The 24,915-nt window shown below is 70.7% G+C and carries 27 protein-coding genes and 1 tRNA gene; 19 read left to right on the top strand and 9 right to left on the bottom strand.

The genetic code is table 11. From position 1 onward, the window contains the following. Positions 1-51: 51 nt before the first annotated feature. From KZI27_RS16385 to KZI27_RS16375, 3 genes are read left to right on the top strand one after another with little or no spacing between them, the layout of a single operon-like run. A complete protein-coding gene (locus tag KZI27_RS16385; protein ID WP_222658451.1) occupies positions 52-1,104 on the top strand; it encodes an LLM class flavin-dependent oxidoreductase in 1,053 nt (350 codons plus the stop codon). Continuing rightward, complete coding sequence (locus KZI27_RS16380) at positions 1,104-2,423, top strand: O-acetylhomoserine aminocarboxypropyltransferase/cysteine synthase family protein (protein WP_222658450.1); 1,320 nt, start codon at positions 1,104-1,106, stop codon at positions 2,421-2,423. The genes KZI27_RS16385 and KZI27_RS16380 overlap by 1 nt, the downstream gene beginning before the upstream one ends. A 10-nt stretch (positions 2,424-2,433) precedes the next feature. Next, the gene (locus KZI27_RS16375; protein WP_123314233.1) at positions 2,434-3,366 is read left to right on the top strand and encodes a 4-(cytidine 5'-diphospho)-2-C-methyl-D-erythritol kinase; all 933 of its coding nucleotides are present in this window, start codon (positions 2,434-2,436) and stop codon (positions 3,364-3,366) included. Between the two features lie 12 nt (positions 3,367-3,378). On the opposite strand, the gene KZI27_RS16370 is transcribed toward KZI27_RS16375, so the two are convergent. Continuing rightward, entirely contained in the window at positions 3,379-5,031 is a 1,653-nt protein-coding gene (locus KZI27_RS16370; protein ID WP_222658449.1) for a glycosyltransferase family 39 protein, read from the bottom strand. A gap of 95 nt (positions 5,032-5,126) precedes the next feature. Here KZI27_RS16370 and KZI27_RS16365 point away from each other — a divergent pair, with 95 nt between their 5' ends. From KZI27_RS16365 to KZI27_RS16340, 6 genes are read left to right on the top strand one after another with little or no spacing between them, the layout of a single operon-like run. Then, on the top strand, positions 5,127-6,197 hold the full coding sequence (locus KZI27_RS16365) for a HesA/MoeB/ThiF family protein (protein ID WP_222658448.1): 1,071 nt from the start codon (positions 5,127-5,129) through the stop codon (positions 6,195-6,197). Between the two features lie 53 nt (positions 6,198-6,250). After that, positions 6,251-6,667, top strand: coding sequence for a molybdopterin-binding protein (locus KZI27_RS16360; protein WP_222658447.1), 417 nt, complete (start codon positions 6,251-6,253; stop codon positions 6,665-6,667). Beyond that, the gene (gene modA / locus KZI27_RS16355) at positions 6,664-7,473 is read left to right on the top strand and encodes a molybdate ABC transporter substrate-binding protein (RefSeq protein WP_222658446.1); all 810 of its coding nucleotides are present in this window, start codon (positions 6,664-6,666) and stop codon (positions 7,471-7,473) included. The genes KZI27_RS16360 and modA overlap by 4 nt, the downstream gene beginning before the upstream one ends. A gap of 3 nt (positions 7,474-7,476) precedes the next feature. Beyond that, entirely contained in the window at positions 7,477-8,277 is an 801-nt protein-coding gene (locus KZI27_RS16350; protein ID WP_222658445.1) for an ABC transporter permease, read from the top strand. After that, positions 8,274-9,299 carry a sulfate/molybdate ABC transporter ATP-binding protein gene (locus tag KZI27_RS16345; RefSeq protein ID WP_222658444.1) on the top strand — a complete coding sequence of 342 codons (1,026 nt, stop codon included), beginning with the start codon at positions 8,274-8,276 and terminating at the stop codon, positions 9,297-9,299. Before KZI27_RS16350 ends, KZI27_RS16345 begins: the two co-directional genes overlap by 4 nt. 12 nt (positions 9,300-9,311) lie before the next feature. Further along, a complete protein-coding gene (locus tag KZI27_RS16340; RefSeq protein WP_222658443.1) occupies positions 9,312-10,412 on the top strand; it encodes a calcium:proton antiporter in 1,101 nt (366 codons plus the stop codon). Between the two features lie 133 nt (positions 10,413-10,545). On the opposite strand, the gene KZI27_RS16335 is transcribed toward KZI27_RS16340, so the two are convergent. From KZI27_RS16335 to KZI27_RS16325, 3 genes are read right to left on the bottom strand one after another with little or no spacing between them, the layout of a single operon-like run. Further along, positions 10,546-10,785 carry a MoaD/ThiS family protein gene (locus tag KZI27_RS16335; protein ID WP_222658442.1) on the bottom strand — a complete coding sequence of 80 codons (240 nt, stop codon included), beginning with the start codon at positions 10,783-10,785 and terminating at the stop codon, positions 10,546-10,548. A 3-nt stretch (positions 10,786-10,788) separates the two neighbouring features. Continuing rightward, positions 10,789-11,835 (bottom strand): GTP 3',8-cyclase MoaA, encoded by a 1,047-nt coding sequence (gene moaA / locus KZI27_RS16330; protein WP_222658441.1) that lies wholly within the window; start codon positions 11,833-11,835, stop codon positions 10,789-10,791. A gap of 5 nt (positions 11,836-11,840) precedes the next feature. Continuing rightward, on the bottom strand, positions 11,841-13,280 hold the full coding sequence (locus KZI27_RS16325; protein WP_222658440.1) for a glycosyltransferase family 87 protein: 1,440 nt from the start codon (positions 13,278-13,280) through the stop codon (positions 11,841-11,843). A gap of 21 nt (positions 13,281-13,301) precedes the next feature. On the opposite strand from KZI27_RS16325, the gene KZI27_RS16320 reads away from it, so the two are divergent. From KZI27_RS16320 to pheA, 4 genes are all read left to right on the top strand, one after another. Then, positions 13,302-14,675 carry a molybdopterin-dependent oxidoreductase gene (locus tag KZI27_RS16320; RefSeq protein ID WP_222658439.1) on the top strand — a complete coding sequence of 458 codons (1,374 nt, stop codon included), beginning with the start codon at positions 13,302-13,304 and terminating at the stop codon, positions 14,673-14,675. Next, positions 14,672-15,121, top strand: a complete 450-nt coding sequence (locus KZI27_RS16315; protein WP_222658438.1) for a hypothetical protein — start codon at positions 14,672-14,674, stop codon at positions 15,119-15,121. Before KZI27_RS16320 ends, KZI27_RS16315 begins: the two co-directional genes overlap by 4 nt. A gap of 28 nt (positions 15,122-15,149) precedes the next feature. Beyond that, complete coding sequence (locus tag KZI27_RS16310) at positions 15,150-15,695, top strand: MarR family winged helix-turn-helix transcriptional regulator (RefSeq protein ID WP_222658437.1); 546 nt, start codon at positions 15,150-15,152, stop codon at positions 15,693-15,695. Between the two features lie 85 nt (positions 15,696-15,780). Continuing rightward, the gene (gene pheA / locus KZI27_RS16305; protein WP_222658436.1) at positions 15,781-16,737 is read left to right on the top strand and encodes a prephenate dehydratase; all 957 of its coding nucleotides are present in this window, start codon (positions 15,781-15,783) and stop codon (positions 16,735-16,737) included. A gap of 255 nt (positions 16,738-16,992) precedes the next feature. Here pheA and KZI27_RS16300 read toward each other — a convergent pair whose 3' ends face one another. Further along, positions 16,993-18,069: a diacylglycerol/lipid kinase family protein gene (locus KZI27_RS16300; RefSeq protein WP_222658435.1), complete on the bottom strand. Its 1,077-nt coding sequence runs from the start codon at positions 18,067-18,069 to the stop codon at positions 16,993-16,995. Positions 18,070-18,155: 86 nt separating this feature from the next. Between KZI27_RS16300 and serS the strand changes: the two genes are divergently transcribed. The 3 genes from serS to KZI27_RS16285 all read left to right on the top strand — a co-directional run bounded on the left by serS (position 18,156) and on the right by KZI27_RS16285 (position 20,454). Further along, positions 18,156-19,418: a serine--tRNA ligase gene (gene serS / locus KZI27_RS16295; protein WP_111084682.1), complete on the top strand. Its 1,263-nt coding sequence runs from the start codon at positions 18,156-18,158 to the stop codon at positions 19,416-19,418. Next, entirely contained in the window at positions 19,415-20,278 is an 864-nt protein-coding gene (locus KZI27_RS16290; RefSeq protein ID WP_222658434.1) for an HAD-IIB family hydrolase, read from the top strand. The genes serS and KZI27_RS16290 overlap by 4 nt, the downstream gene beginning before the upstream one ends. Positions 20,279-20,366: 88 nt before the next feature. Further along, positions 20,367-20,454: transfer RNA gene (locus KZI27_RS16285), tRNA-Ser, on the top strand. Positions 20,455-20,610: 156 nt separating this feature from the next. Here the strand turns inward: KZI27_RS16285 and KZI27_RS20305 are convergent. Both KZI27_RS20305 and KZI27_RS20300 read right to left on the bottom strand, forming a co-directional pair. Then, entirely contained in the window at positions 20,611-21,006 is a 396-nt protein-coding gene (locus KZI27_RS20305) for a tyrosine-type recombinase/integrase (RefSeq protein ID WP_261784249.1), read from the bottom strand. Positions 21,007-21,053: 47 nt separating this feature from the next. Further along, positions 21,054-21,317, bottom strand: coding sequence for a hypothetical protein (locus KZI27_RS20300; protein WP_261784265.1), 264 nt, complete (start codon positions 21,315-21,317; stop codon positions 21,054-21,056). Between the two features lie 13 nt (positions 21,318-21,330). Between KZI27_RS20300 and KZI27_RS20295 the strand changes: the two genes are divergently transcribed. Both KZI27_RS20295 and KZI27_RS16275 read left to right on the top strand, forming a co-directional pair. After that, positions 21,331-21,465, top strand: a complete 135-nt coding sequence (locus tag KZI27_RS20295; protein ID WP_261783936.1) for a hypothetical protein — start codon at positions 21,331-21,333, stop codon at positions 21,463-21,465. Positions 21,466-21,484: 19 nt separating this feature from the next. After that, complete coding sequence (locus tag KZI27_RS16275; RefSeq protein ID WP_222658433.1) at positions 21,485-21,712, top strand: hypothetical protein; 228 nt, start codon at positions 21,485-21,487, stop codon at positions 21,710-21,712. Positions 21,713-21,775: 63 nt separating this feature from the next. Here KZI27_RS16275 and KZI27_RS16270 read toward each other — a convergent pair whose 3' ends face one another. Beyond that, positions 21,776-22,165 carry a hypothetical protein gene (locus KZI27_RS16270; RefSeq protein ID WP_222658432.1) on the bottom strand — a complete coding sequence of 130 codons (390 nt, stop codon included), beginning with the start codon at positions 22,163-22,165 and terminating at the stop codon, positions 21,776-21,778. A 905-nt stretch (positions 22,166-23,070) separates the two neighbouring features. Between KZI27_RS16270 and KZI27_RS16265 the strand changes: the two genes are divergently transcribed. Continuing rightward, entirely contained in the window at positions 23,071-23,571 is a 501-nt protein-coding gene (locus tag KZI27_RS16265; RefSeq protein ID WP_410004008.1) for a DUF6932 family protein, read from the top strand. 1,070 nt (positions 23,572-24,641) lie between these two features. Here the strand turns inward: KZI27_RS16265 and KZI27_RS16260 are convergent. Beyond that, the gene (locus tag KZI27_RS16260; RefSeq protein WP_222658430.1) at positions 24,642-24,908 is read right to left on the bottom strand and encodes a hypothetical protein; all 267 of its coding nucleotides are present in this window, start codon (positions 24,906-24,908) and stop codon (positions 24,642-24,644) included. Positions 24,909-24,915: the final 7 nt, after the last annotated feature.

Here is a 24,915-nt window from a genome sequence, read left to right as displayed (position 1 = left end):
CGCCCCGCGCCTCCAGTCCGACCCTCCCCACCTCCCCAAGGAACTCACCCCGTGCGATTCGGATACTGGACCCCGCTCTTCGGCGGCTGGCTGCGCAACGTCGACAACGAGAACATGCCGGTCACCTTCGACTACGTGAAGCGCCTGGCGCAGCGCGCCGAGCGGATCGGCTTCGACCTGACGCTCGTGCCGGAGCTCAACCTCAACGACATCAAGGGCACGGCCGCGCCGTCGCTCGAGGCCTGGTCGCTCGCGGCGGCCATCGCGGCGACGACCGAGCGCCTCGAGATCATGGCGGCCATGCGTCCCGGCTACCACCTGCCGGCGGTGACTGCCAAGCAGGCGGCGACGATCGACGACATCTCGTGCGGCCGCTTCACGTTCAACGTGGTGAGCGCGTGGTGGGCGGAAGAGGCCAAGCAGTACGGCGGCATCTTCTCGGAGCACGACGACCGGTACAAGCGGACCGCGGAGTTCGTCGAGGTCATGAAGGGGATGTGGCGGGAGACCCCGTACTCGTTCTCGGGTGAGTACTACGACGTCCAGAACGCCCACCTCGAGCCGAAGCCCCGCGTGACGCCGCGTATCTACGCCGGTGGCGAGAGCGAGGCGGGCAAGGCCGCGATCACCGGGTACGCCGACGCCTACGTCACCCACGGCGGCACGGTCGAAGAACTCCGCACGAAGATTGCCGAGATGAAACAGCGCCGCGTCGACGCCGGGCTGCCGCCGTTCGAGGCGTTCGGCATGGCCGCCTACGTCATCGTCCGCGAGACCGAGGAGGAGGCACAGGCCGAGCTCGCGCGGATCACCGACGTGCAGCACGGCAACGCGTACGAGTCGTACCAGGACTTCATCTCGAAGTCGCAGCTCGAGCACGTCCCCTCGCTCGAGGACTACTCGGTGTCGAACCGCGGTCTGCGCCCCGGGTTCGTCGGCACGCCTGCGCAGGTCGCTGCCCGGATCAAGGAGTTCGAGGACGCCGGGGTGGACACACTGCTGCTGCAGTTCTCGCCGCAGCTCGAGGAGATGGACCGCTTCGGCGAACAGGTCATCCCGCTCGTCCGCCCGTCGGTGGCCGCGCCGTCCGAGGCGGTCGTCTGATGGGCAGCGCCGCGAGCAGCACCGAGGACGGCTGGGCGTTCGAGACCCGGCAGATCCGCGCCGGCTTCAAGGCCGACCCGGGGTTCGGTGGCAACGTCCCGCCGATCGCCCAGACCGCGGCCTTCGTCTACCCGTCCGGTGAGGACGCGGCGGACCGGTTCATGCTCAACGCCCCGGGGCACACGTACTCGCGGGTGAACAACCCGTCGGCGGCCGCGCTCGAGCGTCGGATCACCGACCTCGAGGGTGGCGTCGGTGCGTTGGCGCTGGCGTCCGGACAGGCGGCGACGTCACTCGCCGTGCTCGGCGTCGCCCGCGCGGGCGACCACGTCGTGTCGAGCGCCTCGCTGTACGGCGCGACGTACACGCTGTTCGCGTCGACGCTGCGTGACCTCGGGATCGCGTTCACCTTCGTGCAGGACCCCACCGACCTGGACGAGTGGGCGGCGGCGGTGCGACCGGAGACGAAGGCGTTCTTCGGCGAGTCCATCCCGAACCCGCGCGGCGACGTCCTGGACTTCGCCGGGGTCGCCGGGGTCGCGCACGAGGCCGGTGTCCCGCTCATCGTCGACAACACCATCGCGACGCCGTACCTGGTCCGACCGATCGAGCACGGTGCGGACATCGTCGTGCACTCGGCGACGAAGTACCTGGCCGGGCACGGCAGCGCCATCGCCGGGCTCATCGTCGACAGCGGCAACTTCGACTGGGCGGCTTTTCCGGAGCGGTTCCCGCAGCTCGCGACTGCCGAACAGTCCGGCTTCGCGAACACGAACTTCGCGTCGAAGTTCGGGCGGCGCGCATTCATCCAGCGCACCCGGTCGAAGCTGTCCGCCGACCTCGGTCCGGCGATCGCCCCCTTCAACGCCTTCCTCGTGCTGCAGGGCATCCAGACCCTGTCCCTGCGCATGGAGCGGCACGTGTCGAACGCGGCCGCCGTCGCGTCGTGGCTGGACGCGCACGACCAGGTGCTCGGCGTGCACTACGCGGGACTGCCGTCGTCGCCGTGGCACCACCTGCAGCAGCGGTACGTGCCGAAGGGCCCGTCGGCAGTCCTGGCGTTCGACCTGGACGGTGGGGTCGACGCCGGACGGCGGTTCGTGGCCGCCCTCGAGCTGTTCGACCACGTGTCGAACATCGGTGACGTCCGGTCGCTCGTCGTGCACCCGGCATCGACGACGCACGTGCAGATGACGTCGTCGGAGCGGGCCGCTGCGGGTGTCGGCGACGGGCTCATCCGCCTGTCGATCGGCCTCGAGCACATCGACGACGTCCTCGCCGACCTGGCGCGGGGCTTCGCGGCAGCCGCAGCGGGATAGGTTGGGGGGCATGACCACGTTGGCCGCCCCGACCCGCGTGCGGACGCGCGCCCCCGGCAAGATCAACGTGTTCCTGTCCGTCGGTGCACTGCAGGACGACGGCTACCACGACGTGGCCACGGCCTACCAGGCGGTGTCGCTGTACGAGGACGTCACGGCCGAGCCCGCCGACGACTTCTCGGTGACGTTCACGGGGCCGATCGACACGTCGAACGTGCCGGTCGACGAGTCGAACCTGGCGATCCGTGCAGCCCGGCTCGTGGCCGACGCAGCGGGACACCAGGGCGGGGTCCGGCTGACGATCGACAAGCAGGTGCCGGTGGCCGGCGGCATGGGCGGGGGCTCGGCGGACGCCGCGGCCACGCTGCTCGCCGTCGACACGCTCTGGGGCACCGCCCTCGGTCGCGAGGAACTGCTCCGCCTGGCCGCGCAGCTCGGCGCGGACGTGCCGTTCGCCTTCGCGGGCGGGACGGCCGTGGGCACCGGGCGCGGCGACGAACTCAGCCCGGCGCTGGCGAAGGGCGAGTTCCACTGGGTCCTCGCGCTGAGCGACGACGGGTTGTCGACCCCGGCTGTCTACCGTGCGCTCGACGAGCACCGCGAGCGCTACCGCGCCGACATCGCACCGGCGCCGTCCCACCCCGTGGTGGAGTCGAACGTGCTGCAGGCGCTGCGTGCCGGCGACCCCGACCTGCTCGCCGACTGCGTCCACAACGACCTGCAGGCCCCGGCGATGCGGCTGCAGCCCGGACTCGCGTCGACGCTCGAACTCGGCGAGAAGGCCGGGGCGCTCGCGGGACTGGTGTCGGGCAGCGGCCCGACGGTGGCGTTCCTGGTCGGGGACCGTGACGCCGCGCTCGAACTGCAGGTCGAGCTCAGCGCAGCCGGCCTCGTCGCACTCCGAGCCACCGGACCAGTGCACGGCGCCCGCGTCGTGCACTGACGGCGACGACCGTCAGCGGCTGTACTTCCACAGGATGACCGTGTCCGTGTGCCAGTACCGCACCACGTGGAAGCCCTGGTCCTTGAGCGTCTCGGAGACCTGGGGGCGGATGTTCCGCGACGTGGCGCCGACGAACCACACGGTGTCGATGTCGGTCAGGCGTGCCGGCACGGTCGTGGCGATGTCGCCGTTCACGTTCCACAGCTGACCGCGCTCCGCGCCCGTGCTCGCCACCGCCAGGTCCCGCATGCCGCTGAAGGCCTCCGGGTAGGCGTCGGCGATGACCTGCGCGGTCGCGGTCGGGTGCCCCCAGACGCTGCCGTAGACCACCCCTTCGTCGGCGTCGGTGGTCACGTCCCGTTCGCGTTCGATGATCGCCGCCGCGTTCGCCCAGTGCGAGGACTGCTTGGCGTGCGGCAGTCGCACGATCGTGCTCGTCGGCACGGACAGCAGGACCATCGCGGCGACCGCGACGGCGACCCAGCGCCGCGGACGGAGCGCCGTGATCGCGAGTCCGATCAGGAGCGCGACGAACGGCAGGCTCAGGCTGGCGTACTTGGGGGAGTACAGGTGTTCGCCGGCGGCGGTCGCGGCGACGAGCAGCGCGGTGGGCACGACCGTCAGGGGCAGGGCGACACGGACGGCCTGCATGCGGAGCACGTCGCGGGCTCCGGATGACGGGCGTCGGGCCGCGCGGACCGTCAGCACGACCGCGACGATCATGAGCAGCCACGCGACGGCGGCGTACGGGTAGACGACCCCGAACCACGCGGTCGCGAACACCTGGCGCAGCGTGGCCCACCCGAGGCCGGTGATCCAGCCGACCTGCTTGGCCTGCCCCGCAGCGAGGCCGATGAACGGCAGGACGACCACGGCTGCGGCCACGGCGGCGACGGCCCAGCGGACGGCGACGGCACCGTCCACCATCGCCGAGGGCACCGCACCGCTGCGGTCGGTGACCGACGCCTGCCGGCGGGCCGCCCGGTCGGCGACGCCGGTCCACACGAGCACGACGCCGTGCGCCACGACGGCGAGGGCGAGGTAGACGTTGAAGAGGACGGCCACCGCTGCGAGCACCCCGTAGACGACCCACCACCGCGTCGCGTGGTGCCGGGCCCGGGTGCGACGTACGGCCGTCAGCCCGACGAGGGTGAGCAGCGCGGCGAGGGTGGTGACGGTCGCGTAGGGGCGGCCCTCGGTCCCGGCCCAGGCGACGCGGGGCAGCAGCAGGAAGACCACGCCGGAGACGACCCCGAGCCGGACGCCGCCGAGCCGCCGGCCGAGCGCCACCACGAGTGCGGCGGCGATCCCGATCGCCAGGGCGCTGGGGAAGCGGAGCGTGAACGGGGAGTAGCCGACCAGTGCGAGCCAGACGTGCATGAGCGCGTAGTACAGGCCGTGCACGGCGTCGACGTTCTGCAGCTCCGCCCAGAGCGTCGGCCAACTGCGCTGCGCGCTCGTCAGGGTGGCGGCTTCGTCGTACCAGACCGACGGCACCCAGGTGAAGGCCGCGGCGACGACCACACCGACCACACCGACGGTGATCTCGGGCGCACGCACCAGGGCCCGCACGGTCGACAGGGCGAGTGCCCGGAGCCGTGCGCGCGACGACGTGTCCGACGTCGTGCGTCGGACCGTGACGGTGCCGGTGCGGGGAGAACTCACGCCCGCGACCGTACCGAGCGGCACTGAGCATCCGCCGCGTCCACCCGCTGAGCATTCACATGCAGGGATTCGGTGCGACCGGCCAGAATGACGGGATGGACCCCCTCGTCGCCCCCGTCGCAGCGCTCTCCCCGTGGCGGACACGGCTCGGCTCGCGGACCGCTGCCCTGTCCGACGTCGGCGCCGACGGGCTCGGTCGTCTGGCCGCTTCACGCGTCCTCGTGGTCGGCGCCGGTGGCCTCGGCGCGCCCGTCGTCGCGTACCTCGCCGGTGTCGGACGGCTCACGGTCGTCGACCCGGACGTGGTCGACGCGACGAACCTGGCGCGCCAGACGCTCTTCACGGCGGCGGACGTCGGCTCGTCGAAGGCCGAGGTCGCCGTGGCCCGCGCCCGCGCCGTCGACCCGGAACTCGACGCCGTCGCCGTGGTCGGGTCCTTCACCCCGGAACTCGTCGCCGGGCACGACGTGGTCGTCGACGCGGCGGACTCCGTCCTGGTGACCCGAGCGGTCTCGGACGCCTGCGCCGACGCCGGCGTGCCGTTCGTGTGGGGCACGGTCCTCGGCCAGGACGGGCAGGTCAGCGTGTTCCGCGACGCCGGGGCGGACGGCGTCGACTTCCACGACCTGCACCCGGAGGCGCTGCCCGACGAGGGATCCTGCGCCCTGGACGGCGTCGTTCCCGCACTGTGCGGCGCCGTCGGAGCGGTGATGGCCGGACAGGTGCTCGCCCTGGTCACCGGCACCGGGGAACCGTTGCTCGGACGGGTCCTGACCGTCGACGCCCGCCGGTGGCGGTGGAGCGAGAGCGTCGTCCGGCGTGGCCCGGCTTCACGACGACCCGTCGTGGTCGCTCCCGCCGGTGCCGACCGCATCGCCCCGTCGGCGCTCGCCGCACGTCTGGCCGACCCAACGGACCGGGTGGTCGTCGTCGACGTGCGCACCGACGCCGAACGCGCGGAGGGCGTGGTCGCCGGTGCCGTCACGGGTGACGTGGTCGCCGGCGACGCCGACGCGGCGGACGTGGTCGTCTACTGCGCCCGTGGCCCGCGTGCGGACGCATGGGCTGCCGCACAACCGGCCTGGAGGCACGTGGCGGTCCTCGACGGCGGGTTCGAGGCCTGGCGTCGCGAGGGGTTGCCCGTGGCGATCGAGCGCACCGCCTGATCCGACACGGATCGGGTCCAGGGCGCCGCTTCCGCGGATAGGATCGCCGCATCATGACGCAACTGCGGATCCGCGATGCTGCAAGCTTCCTCGGGGTGAGTGACGACACCGTGCGCCGACTCGTCGACGGCGGCACCTTCCACCGGGCCACCGACGACGCCGGTCGCGCCGTCGTCGACGGTCGGCAGGTGGCCGAGTACGCCCGGACGCGGAGCACCGAGCTCGCCGACCCGGCGTCGGGCGTGAAGAGCTCGGCGCGGAACCGGTTCGTCGGCATCGTCACCGACCTGGTCGTCGACACCGTGATGGCGCAGGTCGAGCTGCAGTGCGGCCCGCACCGCGTCGTCTCGCTCATGAGCGCCGAGGCGGTGCGCGACCTCGGGCTCGAGGTCGGGTCCGTCGCCGTCGCGTCGGTCAAGGCCACGATGGTCGCCGTCGAGGCGCCCGCACTCCAGGAGGACCTCCGATGACCCGTCGTTCCCGTTCGCTGCTCGTGCCCCTCGTCGTCGTGGCGGCGCTCGGCCTGTCGGCGTGCTCGACCGCCGACGCCCCGGCGGGGTCGTCCTCGTCGGGGTCGACGACCGCGACGGACCGCGGTGCGACCGGCTCGATCACGGTCTTCGCGGCGGCGTCGCTCCAGCAGACGTTCACCACGCTCGGCAAGGACTTCGAGCTCGCGAACCCCGGGGCCTCGATCCGGTTCTCGTTCGCGGGGTCGAGCGACCTGGTCACCCAGATCCAGAACGGTGCACCCGCCGACGTGTTCGCCTCCGCCGACGAGGCGAACATGGCGAAGCTGTCCTCGACCGACCTGGCGAGCGGGTCCCCGCGGGACTTCGCGACGAACGTCCTCGAGATCGCCGTCGCGCCGGGCAACCCGAAGGGCATCACGGGCCTCGACGACCTGACCGGCTCCGACGTCCAGCTCGTCACGTGCGCCGCCCCGGTGCCGTGCGGTGCCGCGACGGCGAAGGTCGAGGCCGCCTCGGGCGTCGACCTGCAGCCCGTCAGCGAGGAGCAGTCCGTCACCGACGTGCTCGGCAAGGTCGAGTCCGGTCAGGCCGACGCCGGGCTGGTCTACGTGACCGACGTGCAGGGCGCCGACGGCAAGGTCGACGGTGTCCCGTTCGACGAGTCGAGCAAGGCCGTCAACACGTACCCGATCGGCGTGCTGAAGGAGTCCGAGGACCCGGAGCTCGCGCAGGCGTTCTCCGACTACGTCCGGTCCGCCACCGGCCAGAAGGTGCTCACCGCCGCCGGATTCGGGAAGCCGTGACCCGTGGCCTCGCGGGCTGAGGGACGGCCACCGGTCGCCTGGTGGCTCCCGCTGCCCGCAGTGCTGGGCGGTCTGTTCGTCATCGTCCCCGTGCTCGCGATGCTCGGTCGGGTCGACTGGTCGTCGTTCGTCGCCCTCGTGACCTCGACGGCGTCGCTCACGGCCCTCGGGCTCAGCCTCGGCACCGCGCTGACCGCCACGGCCGTCGCGTTCCTGCTCGGCTACCCGCTCGCCGTGCTGTTCGCCCGGTCCCGCTCACGGTGGGTCGGGGTCGCCCGCGCCGTGGTGCTCCTGCCCCTCGTGCTGCCGCCCGTCGTCGGCGGACTCGCACTGCTCGCGGCGTTCGGCCGCCTCGGGGTGGTCGGGGCGTTCCTCGACGACCACGGACTGCACATCGCGTTCACCACCACGGCGGTCGTCATCGCGCAGACGTTCGTGGCCATGCCGTTCCTGGTGTCCGCGATCGAGGGGGCGCTCCGCGTCGAGGGGGACCGGTACGAGCGGGTCGCCGCGACCCTCGGCGCCGGTCCCACCCGCACGTTCCTGACCGTCACCACCCCGCGGGTACTGCCCGGCATCGTCTCCGGACTGGTGCTCTGCTTCGCGCGTGCGCTCGGCGAGTTCGGCGCGACCCTGACCTTCGCGGGCAGCCTGCAGGGGGTCACCCGGACCCTGCCCCTGGAGATCTACCTGCAGCGCGAGGTCGACCCCGACACCGCCGTGGCCCTGGCGGTCGTGCTCGTCGTGGTCGCGGTCGTGGTCATCGGTGCCTCGTCGCTCCGCACCCGGGGCGTGGCCGCGTGACCGGGGTCGCGGCGCGGCTCGTCGTCGAGCGGCGGGACGTCGACGTCGCCCTCGAGGTCGGCGCGGAGGAGTGCGTTGCCGTCATCGGGCCGAACGGCGCGGGCAAGTCCACCGTGGTCGAGGCCCTGGCCGGTCTGCTGCCGATCGACGCCGGGCAGGTGGTCCTCGGCAGCACCGTCGTGTCGGACCACAGCCGGACGGTGCCCGCCCACCGCCGCCGCATCGGGCTCGTCGCCCAGCGGCCCGACCTGTTCCCGTTCCTCGACGTGATCGGCAACGTGGCGTTCGGCCCGCGGGCAGCCGGGGTCCGACGGGCCGCCGCCCGGACCCGCGCGCTCCGTGCGCTGGCGGCCGTCGGCGCCGACGGCCTGGCAGACCGGGCCCCGGACACGCTGTCCGGCGGGCAGGCCCAACGCGTCGCGATCGCCCGGGCGCTGGCCACCGACCCGGCGGTGCTGCTGCTCGACGAACCGACGTCGGCGCTCGACGTCGCCGCACGTGACGAGGTCCGTGCAGCGCTCCGGACCGCGATCGCGGGGCGCCCGAGCCTCCTGGTCACGCACGACCCGGTGGAGGTCGTCGCCCTGGCCGACCGGCTCGTCGTCGTCGAGCACGGCCGGATCGTCGAGGAGGGCACCCCCGCCGCCGTGCTCGGACGGCCCACGAGTGCGTTCGCGGCGGCGTTCTCCGGGCTCGCGCTGGTGCGCGGGACCGCCACCGCGGGTGGGATCGCGGCCGACGGCGGCGGCGAGCTGGTGTCGGGGACGCACGCCGTGCCTCCCGGTCGGCCCGCCCTGGGCGCCTTCCACCCGACGGCCGCCCGGCTGACGCGGGACGGCGCCGGGCCGGTGCGCACCGTCACGTCGCTCGAACCGCGGGACGGACTGGTGCGGGTGCGCGCCGGGGACCTCGTCGCGGACCTGACCCTGGCGCGGGTCACCGCGCTCGGGATCGGACCCGGTGACGCGGTCCACGTGGACGTTCCCGCGTCCGAACTGGCGGTCTACGCGCCGCGCGGTTGAGACAATGGTCGGATGACCTCCTGGTTCCCCAAGGCGTGGCCTGTGGCCATCCCGATCCTGGCGGCCGTCGTGCTCGCGTTCTCGTACGGCCGCTACGGACTCGGCACCGTGGTCGTGGCGATCGTCGCGGTCGTGCTCGCCGCCACCGTGCTCGCGGCGGTGCACCACGCCGAGGTCGTCGCCCACCGGGTCGGTGAACCCTTCGGGTCACTCGTGCTCGCCGTCGCGGTCACGATCATCGAGGTCGCGCTGATCATCTCGCTGTCGAGCTCCGGAGGTGCCCAGGCCGAGACCCTGGCGCGCGACACGGTGTTCTCGGCCGTGATGATCACGATGAACGGGCTGGTCGGCCTCGCGATCCTGATCGGGACGCTCCGGCACAACACCGTGCGGTTCAACCAGGAGGGCGCCAGCGCCGCGACGATGACGGTCGCCGCACTCGCCGTGCTGACCCTGGTGCTGCCGACGTTCACCACCGGCACCGACGACGCGTCCTTCACCGGGACGCAGCTGGTCTTCGTGGCCGTGGCGTCGCTCGTGCTCTACGGACTGTTCGTCGTGACGCAGACGGTGGCCCACCGTGACTTCTTCCTGCCGGTCAACCGGGCCGGCGGGGTGCTCGTCGAGTCCGAGGACGCCCACGCCGCACGCCCGTCCGGTCGCACCACGATGGTGTCGCTCGGACTGCTGGTCGTCGCGCTCGTCGCCGTGGTCGGGCTCGCCAAGGTGGAGTCGCCCGCGATCGAGGCCGGCGTCGCCGCGGTCGGCTTCCCGCCGTCGTTCGTCGGCGTCGTGATCGCCCTGCTCATCCTGCTGCCCGAGGGCATCGCCGCGTCGAAGGCCGCCGCCCGGAACCGCATCCAGACCAGCCTGAACCTGGCGATGGGGTCGGCCATGGCGTCGATCGGTCTGACGATCCCGTCGATCGCGGTCGCGTCGCTGTTCATGCCGGGTACGCTGCTGCTGGGGCTCGGGTCGTCGCAGATCGTGCTGCTCGCCCTGACGATCGTCGCCGCGGTGCTCACGGTGTTGCCGGGCCGTGCGACGCGACTGCAGGGTGGGGTGCACCTGGTGATCTTCGCCGCGTTCATCGTGCTGTCCGTCTCGCCGTAGCGCGGTCGGGCGGGGCGGGGCGGCGGCGTGGCGGCGTACCTGGTCGATTCGGGCGTACCCGGTCGGAAGTTTCGACCCGGTACGCCCGGAAGCACCGGGCATCGCGTGCGTTCTGGGAACGAACGAGCGCCGATCAGCCGCCGGCGAAGGGGGGCATGACGTCGACGACCGCGACCCCGGACAGCACGGTGCTGCGATCGCGGGTGGTCACGCCGTCGACCAGGAACGAGCAACGCTCCTGCAACGCACCCCAACGCGACGGGTCGGTGGCCGTGACCTCGCGCAGGGCCTCGTCGATCGTGGCAGCCGTCGTGGACAGGTCGTCGACGCCGACCGCCGCCCGGGCAGCGGCGAAGAACCGGATCGTGGTCATCGCTCAGCCGCCGATCGCGCTCATGCCGCGCGTCGGGTGCACGAGCTCGTCGCTGTCGTCGCCGTGGTCGCGCGGCTTCGCCCACATCGCCCGGCGCCACAGCTCGGCCACGTCGTCGTCGGAGGCCCCTGCGCGCATCGGTCCGAGCACGTCGGTCTCCGCGTCGGAGAACAGGCAGCTCCGGACGTTGCCGTCGGCCGTCAACCGGGTGCGGGTGCAGTCGGCGCAGAACGACTCGGTGATGCTCGCGATGATCCCGACGGTGCCGAGTGGCGCACCGGAGCGCGCGTCCTGCACCCGGTACCGCTCGGCCGGGGCGCCGTCGCGCGGGGCATCGTCCGGTGTCAGCACGAACGACGACGCCAGCAGCGCACGGGTCTCGGTCGCGGTCACCATCTCGGTGCGGTCCCACGCGTGGTCGGGGTCGAGCGGCATCTGCTCGATGAACCGCAGTTCGTAGCCGCGGTCGAGGCACCAGCGCAGCAACTCCGGCGCGGCCTCGTCGTTGATCCCGCGCAGCAGCACCGCGTTCACCTTGATGTCGAGGCCGGCGTCGTGTGCGGCCGACAGTCCGGCGATGACCTTGTCGAGGAACGGGCGGCGGGTCACGGTGGTGAACACGTCGGGGTCGACGGTGTCGAGCGACACGTTCACGCGCCGCAGTCCGGCGTCGTACAGGGCCTGGGCGCGGTGGGCGAGGCCGATGGCGTTCGTGGTGAGGGACAGTTCCGGGGCGTCGGGCAGTGCCGCGCACCGGGCGATCACGTCGACCAGGTCGTGCCGGAGCATCGGCTCGCCGCCGGTGAACCGCACCTTGCGCACGCCGAACCGCGACGACCCGATGCGGACCAGTCGCTCGATCTCCGTAGCGGTCATCAGGGCGTCGTCGGGGGCGAACGGCAGCCCGGCGGCCGGCATGCAGTAGGTACAGCGCAGGTTGCAGCGTTCGGTCAGGGACACCCGCAGGTCGATCGCGCGACGCCCGAAGCGGTCGACGAGTCCGGCGGACGCCGGGTCCACGGTCGTGCCGAGCAGGGTCGCGGGTGCCATGCGGCTCAGCGTACGTGCTCGACGCGCCGGAACGACAGCCGTTCCCACCAGCGCCGCCAGTCGGACCGGCTCGTGCGCAGGAGCGTGACCACCACGATGACGGCCACCGCGGCGAGCAGCCACCACCGGTAGGCGTCCGTCGACGGCCACACCCCGCGCAGCGCGATCGCGAGTCCGATCGACAGCCACTCCCACCGCCCGGACAGCACCACGAACGGGATGAGCAGCAGCGCGTACCAGGGGTAGCGCGGGGTCACGGCGAGGAACGTCACGCCGATCACCAGGACCTCGCCGGACCACGGCCTGGACGGGTCCGACAGCCGCCACGCGACGAACGCGGCGAGCAGCACGGCGAGCCCGACCACCACGGTCGCCGCGTCGCCCCGGAAGACCATCGACACCAGCGCGAACCGGGATCCGTCCTCGTAGCCCTCCTCGCTCAGGTAACCGGGCAGGTACCCGAGCACGTCGAGCCCCGTCGTCAGCACGTACGGCACGTACAGCAGCCCGAACACGGCGATGCCGACCGGGATCGCCCACCAGGACCGCCACCGGCCGAGCAACGGCGGGTACACGATCGCCGGGATGAGCTTGGTGGCCGTGGCCGCTCCCAGCGCGATCCCGCCCCAGATCGGTCGGCCGAACGCGACGAGCACGGCACCCGCGGTCGCGAGCGCCGCGCCCAGGGCGTCGACGTGCGAGTTCGTCACGGCCTCGGACGCCACCAGCGGCGACCAGGCCCAGAGCGCGGCCCACCACGTCGGGCGACCGGTCTTCCGCAGCACCACCACGAGGGCGACGGTCACCACGAGGGACAGCAGCAGGCCCGCCACCTGGAACGGCATGTACTGCGCGGTGGCCGGCACGAAGGCGCGGACGGCGGCGAACCAGAGCTGCGCCATGGGCGGGTAGATCGTCGTCACGTCCGGCCGGTTGATCGCGGTGCAGTGGCCGTCCGCGCCGTCGCCGAGGCCGCGGAACCGGGGCTTGAGGTCGTCGCACGTGCCGTTCACCTTGTCCGGGAACAGCCAGTCGGGCCGCAGACCGGACAGTGCCGTGGACTGGGGTGTGTGCGCGTACGGTGAGACACCGGCATGCTGGACGATGCCGTCCCACGCGTACCGTGCCGAGTCGGTGCTCGTGCTCGGGGGACCGGCCAACGCCGCGATCCCGACCACCACCGCCCCGACCACGACCACGGCGGTCGTCCACCGGGCGGGAACGAAGCGCAGTGCGAGCACGGCGATCACGAACACCGTCCAAGCGATCAGCGTCCACGCAACGAATGACGAACGAGTGTCGGAACGGAGGAACCCCAGATGCGTGACGCCGAAGGCGATGACGCCCGCGAGGGCCAGGACTCCGACGACCGCTCCCACGACGGCGAGACGGGCACCCGGACCGGCGGCGGAGGACGGTCGGACGGCACGCAGTCGGTCGCTCATGGTCCGTCGAGGCTAGCGGGCGTGCGACACCTGCTGTTCGAGGCGCGGGCCGCACTGGCCTCGCCGAACCGGAACGCGCGCTCCGCGGTGGTGCTCGGACGACTGCTCGGCCTGGCGTTCGTGGTCTGCTTCGGGACCGGCATCTACAGCCACCTGCTGCAGGAGCCCCTCGGCTGGATGCGGTTCCCGACCCGGCCGACGCAGCTCTACCAGTTCACGCAGGGCCTGCACATCACCACCGGCATCGCGATCATCCCGCTGCTGCTGGCGAAGCTCAACACGGTCATGCCCGCGCTGGTGCAGGTGCCGCCGGTGCGCGGCGTGCTGCACCTGTTCGAGCGGCTGTCGATCGCCGTGCTCGTGTCGGCGTCGATCATCCAGGTCACGACCGGTCTGCTCAACACGTACCAGTGGTACCCGTGGCCGTTCCCGTTCCGCCAGGTGCACAACGCGATGGCGTACGTGATCATCGGGTCGCTGATCATCCACATCGCGTCGAAGCTGCCGGTGATCGCCCGCTACTGGCGGAAGCGCGACTCGTACGACGAGCTGGGCCGGTTCATCGCGGACCCTGCGTCCGGCAGCGAGCTCCTCCCGCCGACCCGGGAGGCCCGGCCCGCGTCCGCCCCGCACGCTGCGGTCTCCGAGACCGTCGGGTCCACGGCACCCGGCCTGCTGGGCCGCGTGTTCCGCTGGATCGACGGGGTGGACGAGGTCGCCGCGCAACCGGCGGCCGACACGGCGGAGCCGACCCGGGCCTCCCGGTCGGTCGACGAGCGTGCACAGGGCCGACGTCAGCGGATCGCGCGACGCGGGTTCTTCGGCGGCGTGACGGCCGCGGTCGTGGGCGTCGTCGCCCTGACGGCGGGGCAGTCCTCGAAGCTCGCTGAACCGTTCAACGTGTTCGGAGCGCGCCAGCGCGGTCTCGGTGCGAACGGCCTGCCGGTCAACCGCACCGCCCGCGCGGCGGGCGTGCTCGCCAGTGCGACCGCCGCGGACTGGACCTTGACGGTCGTCGGACCCGACGTGACCCGCACCTTCGTCCGTGCGGAACTCGTCGCCCTCGGCACCACCGAGGTCGACCTGCCGATCTCGTGCGTCGAGGGGTGGAGCCAGATGGCGACGTGGAAGGGCATCCGGATGCGCGACCTGCTCGGTGCCGTGCAGGCCGAACCCGGATCGCACGTGCGGGTCACGAGCCTGGAGCGGCACGGCGGCTACCGGATCATGGACATGGGGCCGGAGTACGCCGAGGACCCGACGACCCTGGTGGCGCTCGAACTGAACGGTTCGACGCTCGACCTGGACCACGGGTTCCCGGCGCGGGTCATCGCTCCCGGACGACCCGGCGTGCTCCAGACCAAGTGGATCGAGAAGATCGAGGTGCTGCGGTGAAGGCCGCGCGGATCGTGCTCGTCGTGGTCGGCGTGCTGGTGATCGCGTTCGGGGCGTCCGTCCTCGTGACCTCCGTGTCGCCGAAGCGCATCGGTGGGTTGGCCGCCTGGCTGCTCGGTGCGGTCATCCTGCACGACGCGATCCTGTCGCCGTTCGTCGTCGGTGCCGGGCTGCTGCTCCGGCGGGCCGGTCGGTCGCTGCGCGCCTGGGTGCTCGTGGTCGTGCAGGCGGCGATCGTGCTCGGCAGCGTGCTCGCGCTCGTGGTGCTGCCCGAGATCGCGGCGAAGCGGCACGGGCAGAAGAACCCCACGGTCCTGCCGTTCGACTACGGCACGCGGTTGCTGATCGTCGAGGGGGTGCTGCTGCTCGTGGTGGTGGCGGTGCTCGCCATCGGGGTGGTGCGGGCGCGGCGGTCTGTCGTGCGTGGCTCGCAGATCACTGGTTAAAGCGACAACCTTTCGGTAGGATGCCGACATGACCGACGAGACCCCTTGGCTCACCCGCGAGCAGCTGCGCGCGTGGATGAAGCTCGTGGCCGTCATGGAACTCCTGCCGGCCGCGCTCGACCAACAGCTGCAGCGCGACGCCGACCTGACGCACTTCGACTACATGGTCATCGCGATGCTCTCCGAGACCGACAGCCGTACGCTGCGGATGTCGGCGCTCGCCTCGGCCACGAACGCCTCGCTGCCGCGGCTGTCGCACGTGGTGTCCCGGCTCGAGAAGCGCGGGCTCGTGACGCGCTGCCCCTCGACCTCGGACCGCCGGGCGACCGACGTCCGGCTCACCGACGCCGGGTTCGCCACGATCGTCGAGGCCGCTCCGGACCACGTCCGCACCGCACGCCACGTCGTGATCGACGCGCTGAGCGACGAGCAGGTCGTCCAGCTCGACGGCATCGCGGCCGCACTGCTGACGCGGCTCGACCCCGAGGGGCGGTTCGCGGCGCTGACGTACCCGCGGGACGACGACGACACCGCGATCTGCGAGCAGCGGCTGACGGGTGCGGCGACGGACTGACGCCTACTCCGTATGGGGTCCCGGTGTCTCCGAATGGGCGCTTTTCGCGGCCGTTCGGAGTCCTTCCCTGCAATAGGCTCGGCCCATGACCGACCCCGCCGCGCCGTCCGACACGTACTCCTACCTCGGACCCGCCGGCACCTTCACCGAGGCGGCCCTCAAGCTCGTCGACGCCGCGGCCGGCAAGCCGTGGCGGAGCGTCAACAACGTCGGTGAAGCGCTCGACGACGTCATGTCCGGCCGTTCGGTCGGCGCGGTCATCGCGATCGAGAACAGCGTCGACGGCGGGGTCAGCGCCACGCAGGACGCCCTCGCGCGGATCCCCGGCGTGCGGATCGTGGGGGAGTACCTGGTGCCGGTCGACTTCGTGCTCGTCGCACGCCCCGGCACCACGCTCGCCGACGTCCGCACCGTGAACGCCCACCCGGTGGCGTACGCGCAGACCCACAACTGGCTCGAGGCGAACCTGCCCGGCCACGGTCACATCCCGGCGTCGTCGAACGTCGCGGCCGCACTCGCCCTGCTCGAGGCGAACCCCACCGCCGACGCCGCCGTCGCCCCGCCGGGCATCACCGACCACCACGACGTCGTCGTGCTCGCGTCGTCGATCGGCGACAACGCCTCGGCCGTCACCCGCTTCGTGCTCGTGTCGAAGACGCTCGCGCTGCCCGAGCCGACCGGCGCCGACAAGACCAGCGTCATCGTCGAGCTGCCCGCCGACCACCCCGGCGCCCTGGTCGACATGCTCGAGCAGTTCGCGACCCGCGGCATCAACATGGGGCTGCTGTCGTCGCGCCCGATCGGCGACGAGCTCGGCCGCTACCGGTTCGTCATCGACCTGGACGGCCACGTGCGGGACGAGCGCGTGGCCGACGCCCTGCTCGGGCTGCGCCGGTTCAGCCCGCGCGTGACGTTCCTCGGGTCGTACCCGCGGGCCGACGGCGTCCAGCCCGAGGTACCGACGCGGTACTCCGACGCGGCGTTCGTCGAGGCGCGGGACTGGCTGCGCGCGATCGTGTCCGGCGAGCCCGACGCGGGCTGACGCGCGGCGCTGCTGTCTGCCGCACGGTGCGGCTCTTGTTGGCCGGTGCGAGGTTGCCCGCTCCGTGCGCCGTTACAACCTCGCACCGAGCGCGCAACCGCGCACCAGTCGAACGACCCCGCACGGTGCGTGATAACCCCGGTCCGCACAACCGCGCACGTGCTGAACAAACCCGCACGGTGCGTGATCGCCCGGCCCGCGCAACCGCGCACAGGCCGAACAACCCCGCACGGTGCAGCGCGGGCACCTCCCGGCTCAGCGCTTGCGGCCGCGCACCCAGCTCGGCTTCGGCTCGACCGTCGGCACCTTGACGGTCAGCGAACCGGGGTCGATCCGGGCGCGGAACGCCGTGATCTCGCCCACCGGGTCGCCGTCGATCTCGAACTCGTCGGGCTTCTCGAGCCGCAGCGTGAACTCCTCGCCGCGCATGTAGCGCAGCGGGCGTTCCTGCTTCGCCGCCGTGGTGATGCGGCGGCCGATCAGGGTGTCGGACAGTGCCGAGCGTCGGAACCAACGCAGGATGCCGTTCTCCCAGAACACCCGCGCGCCGATCCGGACCCAGCCGAAGAACCCGCGGGGCCGCATCACGACGATGTCGAACACCCCGTCGTCGATCTCGGCGTCGGGCAGGAGCATCGCGTTGGCCTGCAGCATGCCGCAGTTGCCGACGATCACCGAGTGCGCGCGCACCGACCCGTTGCGGGCCGAGTCGTCGAGCCGGTACTTGAACTCGAAGCCGTCGGTGTCCCGCACGGAGCGCAGCAGCGAGTCGAGGTAGGCGAGCCAGCCGACGCGCTTCTTCAGCTCGGGGCGGGTGTTCGCGATCATCCGGGCGTCGAGCCCGAGCCCCGCCATCACGACGAAGCCGAACTGCTCGCGGGCGCCGTCGGGTCGCTCGACGCCGAGCAGTCCGAAGTCGATGGAGCGGTCGTGTCCGGAGAAGATCGTGTGGGCGCTGCTCGCCAGGTCGTCGAGGGGGAGCTTCATGTTGCGGGCGAGCAGGTTGCCCGTCCCGCTGGGCAGCAGTGCGAGCGCGGCGCCGGAGCCGTGCACGACCTCGGCGACAGCGCGCACGGTGCCGTCGCCACCCGCGGCGGCGACGACGTCGGCCCCGGCATCGAGCGCTGCGCGGGCCATGCCGCCACCCGGGTCTTCCTCGGTGGTCTCGAACCACAGGGTCTCGGCCCAGCCGGCTTCCTGCTGGTGCTGTTCAACGGTGGCCTTGAGGGTGGGCAGGTGGACCTTGACCGGGTTGTAGACCACGGCTGCCGTCCGGTGCTCGGTGGGGAGGGCGTCCTGGTCCGCGGGCGCGGTCTCCGAAGGGGTCGACATGGGACCAACGGTACCGATCGGATGCTGCGCGTGGACAGCCCCGCGCGGACGGTCGACGTGGATGTCGCCGCCTCTAGGATGGAGCGGTGATCGATCCCCAGCTGCTTCGTGACAACCCGGACGTCATCAAGGCCTCGCAGGAGTCCCGCCGTGCCTCCGTCGCCGTCGTCGACGAGGCCGTCGCCGCCGATGCCGCCCGCCGCAGCGCGATCACCGCGTTCGAGTCGCTCCGCGCCGAGCAGAACGCCTTCGGCAAGACCGTCGCCAAGGCCCCGAAGGACGAGAAGGCCGCGCTCGTGCAGCAGGCCCAGGCGCTCTCGGCGCAGGTGAAGGAGGCCCAGGCCACCGTCACCGCGGCCGAGGACACCTTCAACTCGGTCGTCCGCGCCATCCCGAACGTCGTCCTGCCGGGCGTCCCGGCCGGTGGCGAAGAGGACTTCGTCACCCTCCGCACGGTCGGCACGAAGCCCGAGTTCGACTTCGAGCCGAAGGACCACGCCGACCTCGGCGAGCACCTCGGCATCATCGACATCCCCCGCGGTGTGAAGGTCTCCGGCTCGCGCTTCTACTTCCTGCGCGGCCTCGGTGCCCGGCTCGAGATCGCGCTCATGTCGCTCGGCCTCGACCGTGCCATCGCCGCCGGCTTCGAGCCGCTCATCACCCCGACGCTCGTCCGCCCCGAGACCATGGCGGGCACCGGCTTCCTCGGTGAGCACGCGGCCGAGGTCTACCGGCTCGAGGCCGACGACCTGTACCTGACCGGCACGAGCGAGGTCGCACTCGCCGGCTTCCACGCCGACGAGATCCTCGACATCGAGAACACCGCGCACCGCTACGCCGGCTGGTCGACCTGCTACCGGCGCGAGGCCGGGTCGGCGGGCAAGGACAACCGCGGCATCCTGCGCGTGCACCAGTTCAACAAGCTCGAGATGTTCGCGTACGTCCACCCGGACCAGGCCGAGGCCGAGCACGAGAAGCTGGTGTCGTACCAGGAGCAGATGCTGCAGGACCTCGGACTGCACTACCGCGTGATCGACGTCGCCGCGGGTGACCTCGGCACGAGCGCGGCGAAGAAGTACGACATCGAGGCCTGGGTCCCGACGCAGGGCACGTTCCGCGAGCTCACCTCGACGTCGAACTGCACGACGTTCCAGGCCCGTCGCCTCGACATCCGCTACCGCACCGAGAGCGGCAAGACCGCTCCGGTCGCCACCCTGAACGGCACCCTCGCGACCACCCGCTGGATCGTCGCGATCCTCGAGACGCACCAGCAGGCCGACGGCTCCGTCGTCGTGCCCGAGGTGCTGCGCCCCTACCTCGGTGGCGTCGAGGTGATCGAACCCCGATGAGCGCGCAGGGGCGGTTCGTGGACGGTGCGGCGCAGGGCGCGGGTACCGGTGCTCCCGCCCGCACGAAGCGCTGGCTGGTGGCCCTCGACATCGACGGCACCACGATGCGCGAGGACGGCGTCATCACCGAGGCCGTGGTCGCCGCCGTGCGCGATGCCGAGGCCGCGGGACACGAGGTCATGCTGTCGACCGGTCGCAGCGAGGGCATGACGGTGCCGTTGCTCGAGACCCTCGGCATCGAGCCGAAGTACCTCGTCTGTGCCAACGGTGCGCTGACCCTGGCCCGCCGTCCGGACGGCTCCTACGAGCGCGTCCACGTCGAGCACTTCGACCCGAGCGACGTCCTGCAGACCATCCGCGGGGCCCTGGAGAGCGCGGCCTTCGGCGTCGAGGACGAGACCGGCCACTTCCGGTTGTCCGAGAACTTCCCCGCCGACACCATGACGAACGCCGGCGAGCTGGTGCCGTTCGACCAGCTGCTCTCCGTCGAGGCCACCCGCGTCGTCGTGATCTCGCCGGAGCACGGGCTCGAGGAGTTCCTGCAGATCGTCGAGGACATGGGCCTGCACAAGGTCTCGTACACCGTCGGCTGGACCGCGTGGCTCGACATCGCGCCAGAGGGCGTGACGAAGGCCACCGCGATGGAACGCGTGCGCGAGTGGCTCGACATCCCGCGCTCCCGCGTCTTCGCCGCGGGTGACGGCCGCAACGACATCGACATGCTCCGCTGGGCCTCGACCTCCGGTCGCGGCGTCGTCATGGGCCAGGCTCCGGACGACGTCGTCGACGCCGGAAACGAACTCACCGGTGGCGTGTCCGACGACGGCTTGGCAGCGGCGCTCGACTCCCTGCCGCGCTGACCCCGGCATGCGCTGACGCGCACGGCGGACGGGAGGCCCGTTAGACTTCCCGGGACGCGGTCACGTCTCGCCACGTGGTCGCGTCACTGGAGGGTTGTCCGAGCGGCCGATGGAGCCTGTCTTGAAAACAGGTGGGCAGAGATGTCTCGTGGGTTCGAATCCCACACCCTCCGCCACTACCGAGGTCCGTTGATCCGCAGCAACAAGCGGATCTAGCGGGCCTCGTCTTCGTTCCGGGCGGCCTCTGCCCACATCTTGCCCACAACCGTCTGCGCGAGCCCGTCATCGAGGCGGCCCGCAACGATGTCCAGGTCGTCTTCGAACAGGTCGGCCTACACGTCGAGTGTCAGCGCTGCGGAGGCGTGGCCGAGCATCCGCTGCACGGCCTTCACGTTCGCACCAGCACTGATCGCGGGGGAAGCCGCTGTGTGCCGGAGATCATGCGGGGTGAGGTCCGGTACACCGGACGTCCGAACTGCCACGGGGAACCAGCCGTGGTCGTTGTGCCACCGTCGCTCGTGCGTCCCGTGCTTCGACGCAAACACCAACGCGTCCGAGCTCTTGCCCTCGCACTGTCTCGCGAGCGGGATAGCGAGCGACGCTGGAAACGGCACGGAGCGGCGCTTGTGCGTCTTCGGCGTACCGACCTCGATCACCCCGCCGACATTCACCGCGTCCACCGCGACGTTGATGCGGCGGCGCAGCATGTCCAGGTCCTTCACGCGCAGACCCGTCGCTTCGCCCCATCGGAGCCCGCAGTACGCGAGTACCAGGATCAGCGTCGCGCGGTCCCCAGAAGCGGGAGCAAGGTCGACTCCGAGACCGCAGTCACGAGCGACACGACCGGCACCGTAAGCATCGGCAAGCTGACCATCAGCGCGGCGGCCGCGAGCACCAGCCACGTCCTGTCGATCACTGCCGTCGGTACCGGTGGGATTCTGTTCGTTGAGCCGTGGCTGTCAACGTCGAAGCGCATCCGCGTGTCGAACGCTGGCGCACCATCTACGAACAGCACCACGTGGGCGAACGGTGTGGGCATTTACAGTGCTGCGATGATCCAGGCGTACCAGCCTTCCGTCGTCATCTGCCTGCTCGGCGCGAACGACGCGGTGGGTGGTTACACAGCGAAGCAGGTCGTCACGAACCCCCAACGTCCTCGCCGCAGCCGCTGCGAGCGTCAACGCTGACTTCATCGACCTGTCATCCGTGCCATGCCAAAACCCCACCGAAGCAACTCTCCAGCAGCAGCAGCAGCAGCAGCACGCACTCCGCACCCGCTACGCCACTTCCTACGCGTTCATGGACCTGAACAAGGAAGCCGGCACGTGGGACAACTGGAACGCGCAAGGCTACATGAGTGACCTGCGCCACTCAAACGAGGCGGGCATGGAACGCATCGCCACACTCGTCGACGCCGGACTCGCTCTCGTCTAACACACTCGCCCCGCCCCTCACTTCGAGGGGCGGGGCGTTTCGTCGTGCGTGGGACGCTTGTTCCTAAGCCCCGGCGAAGAACGCAGTCCCGGAGCCGACGAGCGCCTGCACATTCCAGGTACCGCCCGCCACCGCCTCAGTTGGCACAACGGAACAGACGTAGCCCTTCTGCGAGGCGTTCGCGTACATGCGCCCGATCTCGTATACAGCTTTACCCGGGAGCACGCCGCAATCGCCGATGGCCGGATAGGTGTTGCCGTCCGAGCCGACGTAACTGATCGTGAAGCTCGCAACAGGGTCTCCGCCCTCCGCGCCAACTCCTGCGTCAGCCCCGACCGTGGTCGACGAGAGAACAAATGACTGCCCAGCAGCCGGCGCTTCGTTGTACTCGTTTGCCTTCTGGATCTCGGCCCAACCGTCGCCGTTTGTGGCATCCCAGGTGAAGGTCCACACGGAGTCCGACGAGTGCTTGCCTGGTGCGCCTACCGCGAACGGGTTCGCCCGAGTGCCGACCTTGGCCTCGGGAGTCGGAGTGGGCGTGGGTGTGCTCGTCGTGGCCTTCGCCGGGACTGCCGTGCCAGCGACTGGTCCGGACTCGTCTGAACATCCAGCGAGGGCGATTGCACCTGCAAGGACAGCGATGGTTGCGGCCGTTCGGGTAAGGGTCTTCATAGTGAGGATCACTCTATGGGCGAGGTGACGCGAACCGCTCACGCCCGTTCGGGGGCTCGAATGGCATCCCGCCCGAGCCACGCTGACTCTGCAGCCTGGCCAAAACCCCACTCAACGAGAACCGCCCGCTCCGTGTAGGCGATGACTCGTGCCTCAATCTCGAGGATCTGGTTAGGGAACTGCACCCATGCGAGGACCGGAGCGGGCGGTGTGACGTCGTAGTCGGGGCCTCCGCGCGCGATTTCGGGGAGGGAGTAAGCCGGCCCCAACGCCCACCTGTTGCGACGTCTACGGGCCATCAACGCGCCCGAGGGGCCAACGTGCGTCGCGTGACCATCTCGCGAGCAACGAGCACCTGCTGCAGCCGCCCCTGCCACGCCGTCTGAACGAGCACCGCGGACTCCGACTCAGCAGCGGCGAAGCACTTGAGGTGCAGCACAGCCCAATGCTCACGAACTCGATGTCAGCCCAGACCGGCGCGACAGGATCGAGGGTCCGCAGCTCGCCCGCGGCGTCGGCGTCCAGCATCACGGGCTGGTGAAGGGTGACGTCGGGATGCTCCGGGGGAGCCCACTTGTGCTCGAGCATGCTCCGATACTGCGGACGGCCCCCGACATCGCTACGTCGAGAGCACCGCGCTACCGCTCGCGCGATGAGGTAAGTTCACTCCTGGATACAGGAGGGGTATGCCAATCCCAAGCACTTCAGGCCCGTACGGCCTGCTTCCCCCAGGGAAGCACCCATGTTCGATGGACGAGATCCAACAGGTTTTCGTCCTCGGAGCACCGTTTTCGTCGGAGCGACAGGTCATCTTCGACGCGTTCAGCGTCTGGATGGACTCCGTCCGTTCGTTGTTTCCCGGTGCACGATGCTGGGTCGATGGAGGATTCGTCACGCACAAGAGCTGGGCAGCACCGACTGACATCGACGTGGCCTTCTTCGTTCGTCAGAGCGACCTGGATGCCCTTGACCCTTCGCAGCAGGCCATATTCGAGAGTCTGCAGACTGACAAGAACGCAGCGGGCGTCCGCGTGCAGCCGATGGGCGGCAAGGTAGACGGCTTCGTGGGGCTGCGCAGCGACCCGGACACCACCCTGTACTGGCGGCAGTTTTGGGGCCAGGTCAAGGGTCCTGACGGTGCCCAGGTGCAGAATACAGAGAAGGGCTTCCTGGAGGTGATCGCATGAGTTTGACCGACGGGGGTGCATCCGTGCCGAGTCTCGAGGATTCGCTCCGTGCTGCGTGGGCAGTGCTCCCCAACCCTGACTCGTTCGCCGGCCGAGTGGCAAGGCGATCGCTCGAACTGTCGGCTGGCCAAGACCCGAAACTCGCCTCCGTACTTCGCGAGCTTCAAGAAGCGTCGATGTCGACGGCTCTCGACCTTCACCTTGAGGGTGAAGGGGTTGACGGGCATGCCACGAACGCACTGCAGTTCGCAGAACTCGTCAGAGGCATCGCTGAGGCTGTCAAGGAAGTCACCAAGGCCGCGCTTGGGCGGGCGAGGATGGCGTCCACGCTGCAGATCTACGCACCCGCGCCAGGCTCGGTGAGGGTAGTTCTTCGGACTGCGCCGGAGACCGATGTGCGGTCAGCGGAGACGGCTGCTGTTGACTCATCTTCTCTCACGGCTGTTGCGGGCCTTTTGGCCACTGCGGGATCGTCGAGTAGTGCGGCTGAACTGGGTGACTGGGCCAGTCGGATTCCGATCGAAGCTCACGCCGGGCTCAGACGTGCTGCCAAGGCAGTAACGCGTGCAGGGTGGAGCGTCAGCGGTGCCCTGACGAAACCTGCAGCAGACGTCGTCACGCTGCAGTTGGACGCTCCGTCAGCGGGTCGCTTGATCGAGGAACTCGATGCGCGTACCGAGGAAGTGGAGACGGTCACACTTCAAGGGGTAGTGGACGGTCAGAGGCGGTCTGTGGGGAGAATGTGGTTTGCCCCTCGGGGCGCTGAGTCATTCGAGGCTGCCGTGACTGACGATGATCTGCTTCGCGACATTGCAACCTGGTCGGCGTCGTCCCAACCAATACTTGCGTCGTTCAAGCGGGTGACCCGCTCGAACTCAAGCTCGAGCGTGGGTGGGCGGCGGACCTACTCGTTGCTCAGCGCGAGCCCATTAGAGCGCGACGAGCGGTCCCTGTAGCGGTTGAGTGACGCCCTCGTTGGATGTTGTTCCGAAGAGTAGGAGTCAGTCAGCCCCAAGCGGTGCACCCAGCCTCGCGACCCTGCGGGGCAAGATCGTCTGATGGCGCTCCAGCTAGACGTTGGGTCTCTCGCTCGCGAGCGCCTCGAACCAGCGCTCGGCCTCTGCGACGCCGATCAGTGGCTTGCGTCTCAGGTACTGCGGTCGCAGTCTCCCAGCGGCGATGTCGTTCCTGATGTAGGAGACGCTCACTTCGTAAGCCTCGGACATGCTCTGTACGGTGTAGGCCCGCTTGCCCGTCGCCTGCTCCGCAGCCTCGCCACGGTTGCGCTCGAGCTCTTCGCGCACCACGCGGCGGATAATGGACTCGATGTCGCTCATCCGCTCA

This window comes from Curtobacterium sp. TC1 (assembly GCF_019844075.1).
Taxonomy (GTDB): Bacteria; Actinomycetota; Actinomycetes; order Actinomycetales; family Microbacteriaceae; genus Curtobacterium.
Note: the sequence above shows the minus strand (reverse complement) of the source record. Positions and strands in the feature narration are given on the sequence as shown.

What these genes read in the sequence shown, in the direction of transcription:
- KZI27_RS20295 (WP_261783936.1), top strand. Translation starts at nt 21,331, where the DNA reads ATGATCCAGGCGTACCAGCCTTCCGTCGTCATCTGCCTGCTCGGCGCG.
- modA (WP_222658446.1), top strand. Translation starts at nt 6,664, where the DNA reads ATGACCCGTCGTTCCCGTTCGCTGCTCGTGCCCCTCGTCGTCGTGGCG.
- KZI27_RS16290 (WP_222658434.1), top strand. Translation starts at nt 19,415, where the DNA reads ATGAGCGCGCAGGGGCGGTTCGTGGACGGTGCGGCGCAGGGCGCGGGT.
- KZI27_RS16265 (WP_410004008.1), top strand. Translation starts at nt 23,071, where the DNA reads ATGCCAATCCCAAGCACTTCAGGCCCGTACGGCCTGCTTCCCCCAGGG.
- KZI27_RS16325 (WP_222658440.1), bottom strand. Translation starts at nt 13,280, where the DNA reads ATGAGCGACCGACTGCGTGCCGTCCGACCGTCCTCCGCCGCCGGTCCG.
- KZI27_RS16310 (WP_222658437.1), top strand. Translation starts at nt 15,150, where the DNA reads ATGACCGACGAGACCCCTTGGCTCACCCGCGAGCAGCTGCGCGCGTGG.
- KZI27_RS16375 (WP_123314233.1), top strand. Translation starts at nt 2,434, where the DNA reads ATGACCACGTTGGCCGCCCCGACCCGCGTGCGGACGCGCGCCCCCGGC.
- KZI27_RS16300 (WP_222658435.1), bottom strand. Translation starts at nt 18,069, where the DNA reads ATGTCGACCCCTTCGGAGACCGCGCCCGCGGACCAGGACGCCCTCCCC.
- KZI27_RS16335 (WP_222658442.1), bottom strand. Translation starts at nt 10,785, where the DNA reads ATGACCACGATCCGGTTCTTCGCCGCTGCCCGGGCGGCGGTCGGCGTC.
- KZI27_RS16380 (WP_222658450.1), top strand. Translation starts at nt 1,104, where the DNA reads ATGGGCAGCGCCGCGAGCAGCACCGAGGACGGCTGGGCGTTCGAGACC.
- KZI27_RS16360 (WP_222658447.1), top strand. Translation starts at nt 6,251, where the DNA reads ATGACGCAACTGCGGATCCGCGATGCTGCAAGCTTCCTCGGGGTGAGT.
- KZI27_RS16340 (WP_222658443.1), top strand. Translation starts at nt 9,312, where the DNA reads ATGACCTCCTGGTTCCCCAAGGCGTGGCCTGTGGCCATCCCGATCCTG.
- moaA (WP_222658441.1), bottom strand. Translation starts at nt 11,835, where the DNA reads ATGGCACCCGCGACCCTGCTCGGCACGACCGTGGACCCGGCGTCCGCC.
- KZI27_RS20300 (WP_261784265.1), bottom strand. Translation starts at nt 21,317, where the DNA reads ATGCCCACACCGTTCGCCCACGTGGTGCTGTTCGTAGATGGTGCGCCA.
- KZI27_RS16365 (WP_222658448.1), top strand. Translation starts at nt 5,127, where the DNA reads ATGGACCCCCTCGTCGCCCCCGTCGCAGCGCTCTCCCCGTGGCGGACA.
- KZI27_RS16260 (WP_222658430.1), bottom strand. Translation starts at nt 24,908, where the DNA reads ATGAGCGACATCGAGTCCATTATCCGCCGCGTGGTGCGCGAAGAGCTC.
- pheA (WP_222658436.1), top strand. Translation starts at nt 15,781, where the DNA reads ATGACCGACCCCGCCGCGCCGTCCGACACGTACTCCTACCTCGGACCC.